The organism is Paraburkholderia hospita (assembly GCF_002902965.1).
Taxonomy (GTDB): domain Bacteria; phylum Pseudomonadota; class Gammaproteobacteria; order Burkholderiales; family Burkholderiaceae; genus Paraburkholderia; species Paraburkholderia hospita.
Genome location: NZ_CP026106.1, coordinates 3261828 through 3269803, shown reverse-complemented (window position 1 = coordinate 3269803; position 7976 = coordinate 3261828). Strand labels below are relative to the sequence as shown.

The 7976-nt window shown below is 58.9% G+C and carries 6 protein-coding genes; 3 read left to right on the top strand and 3 right to left on the bottom strand.

What is annotated here, in order from left to right:
* Positions 1 to 1951: 1951 nt before the first annotated feature.
* The gene (locus C2L64_RS33140; RefSeq protein ID WP_007582896.1) at positions 1952 to 3157 is read left to right on the top strand and encodes a DNA-binding protein; all 1206 of its coding nucleotides are present in this window, start codon (positions 1952 to 1954) and stop codon (positions 3155 to 3157) included.
* A gap of 81 nt (positions 3158 to 3238) precedes the next feature.
* On the opposite strand, the gene C2L64_RS33135 is transcribed toward C2L64_RS33140, so the two are convergent.
* The 3 genes from C2L64_RS33135 to C2L64_RS33125 all read right to left on the bottom strand — a co-directional run bounded on the left by C2L64_RS33135 (position 3239) and on the right by C2L64_RS33125 (position 5556).
* Positions 3239 to 4297 carry a tyrosine-type recombinase/integrase gene (locus C2L64_RS33135; RefSeq protein ID WP_086909632.1) on the bottom strand — a complete coding sequence of 353 codons (1059 nt, stop codon included), beginning with the start codon at positions 4295 to 4297 and terminating at the stop codon, positions 3239 to 3241.
* A gap of 159 nt (positions 4298 to 4456) precedes the next feature.
* Complete coding sequence (locus C2L64_RS33130) at positions 4457 to 4855, bottom strand: DUF2471 family protein (protein WP_090835098.1); 399 nt, start codon at positions 4853 to 4855, stop codon at positions 4457 to 4459.
* Positions 4856 to 4941: 86 nt separating this feature from the next.
* Positions 4942 to 5556 carry a helix-turn-helix domain-containing protein gene (locus C2L64_RS33125; RefSeq protein ID WP_039900673.1) on the bottom strand — a complete coding sequence of 205 codons (615 nt, stop codon included), beginning with the start codon at positions 5554 to 5556 and terminating at the stop codon, positions 4942 to 4944.
* A 143-nt stretch (positions 5557 to 5699) separates the two neighbouring features.
* Here C2L64_RS33125 and C2L64_RS33120 point away from each other — a divergent pair, with 143 nt between their 5' ends.
* Both C2L64_RS33120 and tdh read left to right on the top strand, forming a co-directional pair.
* Positions 5700 to 6899, top strand: coding sequence for a glycine C-acetyltransferase (locus tag C2L64_RS33120; protein WP_007582891.1), 1200 nt, complete (start codon positions 5700 to 5702; stop codon positions 6897 to 6899).
* A gap of 18 nt (positions 6900 to 6917) precedes the next feature.
* The gene (gene tdh, locus C2L64_RS33115; RefSeq protein WP_007582890.1) at positions 6918 to 7946 is read left to right on the top strand and encodes an L-threonine 3-dehydrogenase; all 1029 of its coding nucleotides are present in this window, start codon (positions 6918 to 6920) and stop codon (positions 7944 to 7946) included.
* Positions 7947 to 7976 lie beyond the last annotated feature (30 nt).

Below are 7976 nucleotides of genomic sequence, written 5' to 3'. Positions count from 1 at the left end.
GCGTCGATTCAGGAAGAGATTTTGCGAAAGCATACCGGCTGTGGTGATGCGCGTCTACACCACCTCTCTCACCTACGTTGGGTGAAACCAGCTTAACCTGCCAGACTCACCAGGAGCGGGTCCCGAAAACCCTCACCGTTCACAGCGATCAGCCTCTTCCGGCCGCGTTGATGGTCGCGGACCAGGCGCAAACGCCGTCGAACTGGCCGATCCAGAAGCTGGCGAATGACTTCCTGAAAATTCTCACCCTTGCGGGCGTCGCAAATCCGCGACGCCGGTTTGGGCCGCCAGCTTCACCGGGACACAACGCGGACAAACGCGCGCGCACGCTTGTAAGACGTGCCTTTCCCTTGACCCGCTCGATGCTGTAGGAACAGAGAATCCACACATGTATGTCGCGCGGTTCAATTCGACACCGGATCTGCGTACTCCTATCCGCAACGCGGAGCGCGCTTCACCAGTCATGAATCGCGTCCAGAAGGCGGAATGTTAAATCCGAGCACCACATCGCAGCTCGGACGATCGGTCATCAGACCAGACCCAGGCACTGATCCCCGAATATTCTCACCTTTGGCATCGCGCAAGCTGAGGTCTGGCGGGATTTCGCGCCCTATAGATAAATCGTCGACGGAAAAATGCTCCCGAATGTTCTCACCTTGAGCGGTGATCGCTCGTAATGAATGGATCGCTCGGCACCAGCGCGTCGGCCCCCGAATACGCTCACCTTTTGACAACAATCGACAAAAAACCAATCAATTTAGGCACTTAGCTCATGCCTATTTGGCCGTCTGGCCCGCAGGCAAGACGGTAGTCTCCTGAAAAGCCTCACCTTTAGCTAGTCGCGACATGAAACGATGCCTAAAAACTGGACAAACGGCTCTCCCGAAAAACCTCACCTAAGTAAAACCGCAGGGTGATTGACGACTCGCATCGGGCCGCACCGGCACTGCCTGCGGCGGCGATTTTTGGATGGCGAGTCCCGCATTTCCTCACCTTTTTGCTCCGACGGGCACCTAATTACTCCCGTAACGTCTCACCTTTCGACTTCCGGTGGCAATTCTGGCGCAAGATATGCGTGCATTTTGCGAATCCTGAATCCGCTCACCTTTGGCACCTGCGTTGCTGCAAACGTCGTTTTTCTTCTCCTGTTCTAGAAACGAAGAACGCTCTGCTCTCCCGTAAAGCCTCACCTTTGTGCATTGCGCGTCAAAAATTGGCTCAAAACGGCTTCCAGGCCCCGAAAAGTCTCACCTTCGACTCCCGTTTTCTCCCGTGAGCGCTCACCAAGCACTCTTCGAGCTCTTAAAATGGACCCAAATCACCCTCAATTCCCTCTCCTGAATCCCCTCACCACGCCTCGGCGAGTGCGAAATCGAAGCAGCCAGCGTATACGGGCCCCAACCAGCCGATGGCTCCCGAAAACCTTCACCTATAATCGGCGACCGCCATCAGAGTGCTCCCGAAGCCACTCACGATCTTTCCCGAGCCTGCTCACCTGTGTCCCTGAACTCCATCACTGCGTTATCCTGCCGAAGCTCACCATCCATCCCGTAAACCTTCACCTGACCAGGCGCTACGCCTTATCCAGTAAGGCTTCTGCCAGGCGTTAACGTTTTTAACTAAGGTTCAAAGGTGTTTACTTTTATTACTCTCAACAACGGGCCCCGCGAGCATCCCAAAAAAACCCACACATCAACATCGAGAACGCTCGCACCTCGTGCGTGAAACAGTGCCAAAACATCCTGTCAGCAAGTAAATATATTTATTAACAACGGCTTAGCAGGTATTCTTCGATTTGTTTCACGGATCAAACCGCGCCATTGATACCGACGCAACGAATTTGGCTTGATCCGACCGGCTGTGGCGAGAAAGACGCATCGAAGCCTGAAAACGTATCAAACACTACGTAAATTGTTATGATTCGTCGAACTCACGTAGCTTAGAGACAATCATGAACCTGGACGAAGAACGCCAAGCCATCCGAAAAGAACTCGATACACTGCGTACCAATGGGGCACGTCGCCAGGAACTGTCGCTTCATGCCTGCAAACGCCTCTTCTTCGACCTCGGCATTCGCCCGTCCATGGCTGCGGTGCGTGACTTGACGCAAACGGGCAGTGCGAGTGACATCCCAAAAGACATCGACAGTTTCTGGGAACGTATTCGCTCTGCCTCGCGCGTGCGCGTTGGCGCCGGCGTGATTCCCAAAGCGTTGGAAGAAAAAGCGGGCGAACTATTGGGTGCGCTTTTCGAAGATGCGCTGTCACACGCAAAAGCGTCGCTCGATGACGAGCGTCGGGAACTCCATGCATTGCGCGCTGCGGCCGAGCGCGATTCTCACGAAGGCAAAATTCGAAAAGAAGTTTCCGAAGAAGCTATACAGCGCAGCGAGGCACGCGCCGACGCCGCCTGGGAACGCGTCCGTGTTCTTGAGACTCAACTTGCCGCAGTGAACACTAGCGGATCGGCACATCAGGAAGGATTGAAGGCGTCCGTCCGGCGACTGGAAGCCGAGAACGAATCGTTGCACAAGCGTCTTGATACCGAACAGTCGACAAACGCGGGCCTGCGGGACCGTCTCGATGCGTTGCACGCCGAAATGCGGCAAAACGCCGAGCATTACGCGCAACAGATCAAGGACGCCGTGGCCGAGGCCGAGCGTCGCGTCAAGCCAATGCTCGTGGAACTGGACTCCTTGCGTGCGATGGCTGCGACGTATCAGACGGGGGTGCGCGATGCGAGCCGGAAGGAATTTGATTTCATCCAGCAACTAGCGGCTGCCAAGGCGCGCGGCGACAGGTTGGAGGCGCAATGGCGCGAACAATCGGACGAGCTTGATCTGCTGACGCGCCAGATGACTGCGCTGCGCGCCCAGCAAGGCATCGACCCTGCCGTCGCGGAATTGCTCTGTCAGCTGGCAAGTGCAGGCAGGCTGAGCACGCAGGAATTGGAGTCGATCGGAACGGCCGCCGATGGACATGTAGCGGTGCCGACCCGCTGTCCGAAATGCGCCGAAGGTGAGCCGGAGCTTTCACAGGTCGATCACCGCTATGAGCTCCTTTGTCCTGAATGCGAGCACTCGTCGGGAACGGGCGTTTCGCGGTTGGCGGCGGTGACACGCTTTATGGCTACGACGCAAACTTCGGCGTTGACCTGATCGCAAAACGAGTTGGTTTCTCCGAAAGCACTCGAGGTGAGCGTTTTCGGGGCTTCGAGGGTGAAGGTTTACGGGAGGCGTCTAGCCGCGGTCCTGCGTCTGCTCGGGATCTTCAGAAGACGTTGGTGTTTCCGCAAGGCGCATTTCGGCGTCGAATTTTTCCTGATCATTCCAGATCTTCCACGCGCGATGCAATCGATTCGCGGAAACAGCCTGCGCGAATCCAAGCCATTGTCCGACGACCTCCGGTTCCACCCCGCTTTCGAACAGATCGGCAGCGAACGAGTTACGCAAAGTGTGGGGACTTGCCCGTGCTTCGCGCGATCGACTGATTCCGGCCGCTTCGACAAGCGCGTCGACGGCGCGAAGCATCGTCGCTTTATGCATGGGACGACCTGATGGCGAGGCGGGGAAAACCAGCTCGCCGGGCAGTTCCGCTTGCTTGCGTTCGTTGAGCCAGGCGTCGAGAACGGACACGGCAAATGGTGCGAGCCGCGTTCTCCGCGTGAACAATGGATTGGTCGCTTCGATCACGACCCACGGCGAACCCGCTGTCATGCAATCAACCGAAATCGTGCGCGCTTCGCCTGTCTTGATACCGCCGCCAAGAAAAACAGCAATCAAGGCGCGATCGCGGCGCTCGCGCCAGCGTTGGGCCGACGTCAGATTTGTCACGGGCGAAGAAAGATAAGCGATCAAGGCCGAACGCTCTGCGATGGTCAGAAACCCTGTTGGCTCGTTGTCGCGCGCGTTACGCCATTCCGCTTCGCCATCCTGAGCAATGAATCGCGCGGGGTTGGTCGATGCGAGTTCGATCTCGCGCACATGGTCGAGCACGCGCTCGATCAACCGGAGATATCGGGCGCGTTGCGGCTTTCGGATCGACAGTCCGCCGACGAATTCCGCTATCGATCGCATATCGACCGTGACGAGATTCTTGTGACGCGCCTGTAGCCATTCGAGAAAAAGTCCCCACTGCGCGCGATACACCTCCGCCGACGAATGGCGAAAGTTTTGTCCGGCGAGCCATGCATCGAATGCCGTGCGCGGATCGACCAGCCAGTCTTGACGTTCCGTATCGAATAGATCCGCACCAGTGGCGGATAGACCAGTGGGGCCAACAGGATCGGTGGAGACCATAGTCTGTCTTTCCGTTAGTTGCATGGGACGATTGTAGTCGGTCGACGGGCGGGATACTTTGTGTTGGAAACCGTCGGCGTCCTGGTTCGGCAGGTCGCGCAGACTTTACGCGCATAAACTCCTGCCGCCCGCAGATCGCAGCGACGTCCAATCAACACGTCATCCGCCCCATGCCCGCCCGCCGCTGCGCTCATCGCTCGTAACTCGACTTCTGGTCGTTGAAGCCTTCGACTTTTCCGCAGCGTCATAAGCCGCGACAGCGAACGCGAACACAGCCGGCAGCGCATTCGATCGGCCAAAGTCGACGGCATCATCGGTCTCGGGGAACTGAAAGTCGTCGGGCCGTTGAAACAACCCAAGCATTACGGGATCGTGCCGGCTGGCAAAACCGAGATCCGCGAGCGCTTCCGCTTCGATCGCATGCAGAAGCCGCCAGGTGAGCGGCAACTCCTGCACGATGTATCGCGCCGCAATGTGCCGGACGATGTGTTCGAGGTCACGCGCTGCGGACTTGAAGCGCAGCGCAGCCAGATCCTGTTCCTTGTTCAGTTCGTTCATTCTTCGGCTCCATCGGACTGCGTATACTGTACAAACATACAGTATTTGCTGCAAGCCGAGTGTACGCCGAAGAGTCGCGACTCAGGTTAGCCGTGAATGACGACAAGCAGGGCTTTGGCCTCGCCTTTCCCCGCATTGCGGATCGCATGCGGCTCGTCGGCGACGTAGCGTGCGGTGTCGGCGGTCTTCAGGCGCTTCGTGGTGCCCGCCGCTTCGATATCGATGGAGCCATGCAGCACAGTCAGATGCTCGCGCGTCCCCGGCTCATGCGCGCTCGACACCAACGCACCACCCGCTTGCAGCGTCAGTTCGTACCATTCGAATTTCCCCGCCAGTTCAATCGGTCCCCATACGCGCAACTGGTATCGCGCGTCATGGCCGCTCAGCGTCGGGATCTCATGAGGGCCGGAAACGGCCACCGGCTCCGGCGCTTTCTGCGGTGCGAACAGCGAATCGAGACTGACGCCCAACGCATTCGTCAGCCGCCACGCGACGGCGATCGTCGGATTCGCCTTGTCGCGTTCGATTTCCGACAGCATCGATTTCGACACCCCGGCCGCGCGCGACAGATCGTCGAGCGTCATTTTGCGTTCACTGCGCAATCGTTGAATCTGCTCTCCAACGCGCGGCGGCGCCGCAACCGACTGGGCTGCCGTGGCCGCCGTAGACGACGAACTCCTGCGCGTTCCCGAACTTGCCATTTCCTGACCTATCGTTTAGAGTTGTTCGACATATCGAACTTTAGTTCGAAAAAACGAAAATTTCCGATAAAACTGAAGCCGACTATAACAGGCCGCCGCGCCGCATGGTGCGCTGCAGAGCCGTCCATTCAAGGAGCCGTTTCATGCGTGACCCCTTCCTCGCGCATCTGCGCAGCACGCTCGACCAGATTCGCGCCGATGGTTTCCACAAGACCGAGCGCGTGATCGCGAGCCCGCAATCGTCCGATATTCGTCTCGAGAGCGGCGCCGACGTGCTGAACTTCTGCGCGAACAACTATCTCGGCCTCGCGAACGACGCGCGCCTGATCGCCGCCGCAAAAGACGGGCTCGACCAGGACGGCTTCGGCATGGCGTCGGTGCGTTTCATCTGCGGCACGCAGACCGTGCACAAGCAACTCGAACGCGCGCTGTCCGCATTCCTGAAGACGGACGACTGCATCCTCTATTCGAGTTGCTTCGATGCAAACGGCGGCCTGTTCGAAACGCTGCTTGACGATAACGACGCCATCATCAGCGACGAACTCAATCACGCGAGCATCATCGACGGCGTGCGTCTGTCGAAAGCAAAGCGTTACCGCTACAAGAACAACGACCTCGCCGATCTCGAAGCGAAGCTGCGCGAAGCCGATGCAGCGGGCGCGCGCTTCAAGCTGATCGCGACGGACGGCGTGTTTTCGATGGACGGCATCATTGCCGATCTCGCGGGCATCTGCGATCTCGCGGACCGCTATGGCGCACTCGTGATGGTCGACGATTCGCACGCCGTCGGCTTTATCGGCGAACACGGACGCGGCACGCCTGAACATTGCGGCGTGCTCGATCGCATCGACATCATCACGGGCACGCTGGGCAAGGCACTGGGTGGCGCATCGGGCGGCTACATCGCGGCGCGCCAGGAGGTCGTCGATCTGTTGCGGCAGCGCTCACGTCCCTATCTGTTCTCGAACACGCTAACGCCGAGTATCGCCGCCGCATCGCTGAAGGTGCTCGAACTGCTCGCCAGCGACGAAGGCAAGCAGTTGCGCGAACGCGTACGCGCAAACGGCGCGCATTTCCGTCAGGCGATGAGCGCGCACGGCTTCACGCTCGTGCCGGGCGAACATCCCATCATTCCCGTGATGCTCGGCGATGCGCAACTTGCATCGAACATGGCCGACGCGCTGCTCAAGGAAGGCGTGTACGTGATCGGCTTTTCGTATCCCGTCGTGCCGAAAGGCCGCGCGCGCATTCGCACGCAGATGAGCGCCGCGCACACGGCGGAACAGATCGATCGGGCCGTCGATGCATTCGCGCGCGTCGGCCGTTCGCTTGGCGTTATCTGAAACGGGGCATCACTAGCAATGAAAGCACTGGCAAAACTCGAACGCGCACCGGGCCTCACGTTGACCCGCGTGAAGAAACCCGAAGTCGGACATAACGATGTGATGATCCGCATCACGCGCACGGCCATTTGCGGCACCGACATCCATATCTGGAAGTGGGACGACTGGGCGCAGAAGACCATTCCCGTGCCGATGCACGTCGGTCATGAATATGTTGGCGAAATCGTCGAAATGGGCCAGGAGGTGCGCGGCTTTTCGATCGGCGACCGCGTGTCGGGCGAAGGGCATATCACGTGCGGATTCTGTCGCAACTGTCGCGCGGGACGTCGTCATTTGTGCCGCAATACGGTTGGCGTTGGCGTGAATCGCGAAGGCGCGTTTGCGGAATATCTCGTGATTCCCGCGTTCAACGCGTTCAAGATTCCGCCTGAAATCTCCGACGATCTCGCCGCGATTTTCGATCCGTTCGGCAACGCGACGCACACGGCGCTGTCGTTCAATCTGGTTGGGGAAGACGTGCTGATCACGGGCGCGGGACCGATCGGCATCATGGCTGTCGCGATCGCGAAGCACGTGGGCGCGCGCAACGTCGTGATTACCGACATCAACGATTACCGCCTGGAGCTTGCTCGCAAGATGGGTGCGACGCGCGCGGTGAATGTGGCGCGCGAATCGCTGCGCGACGTGATGAACGATCTGCACATGACGGAAGGCTTCGACGTGGGACTCGAAATGTCGGGCGTGCCGAGCGCGTTCACGTCGATGCTCGAAGCGATGAACCACGGCGGCAAGATCGCGTTGCTCGGCATTCCGCCTGCGCAAACGGCGATCGACTGGACCCAGGTCATCTTCAAGGGCCTCGAAATCAAGGGCATTTATGGCCGCGAGATGTTCGAGACCTGGTACAAGATGGTCGCGATGCTGCAAAGCGGACTGGATCTTTCGCCGATTCTCACGCACCGCTTCGCCGTCGACGATTACGAACAGGCGTTCGCCACGATGCTGTCAGGCGAAAGCGGCAAGGTGATCCTCGACTGGACCGTCTGACAGCGCCGCGCCGCGCGCGTACAAATAGAA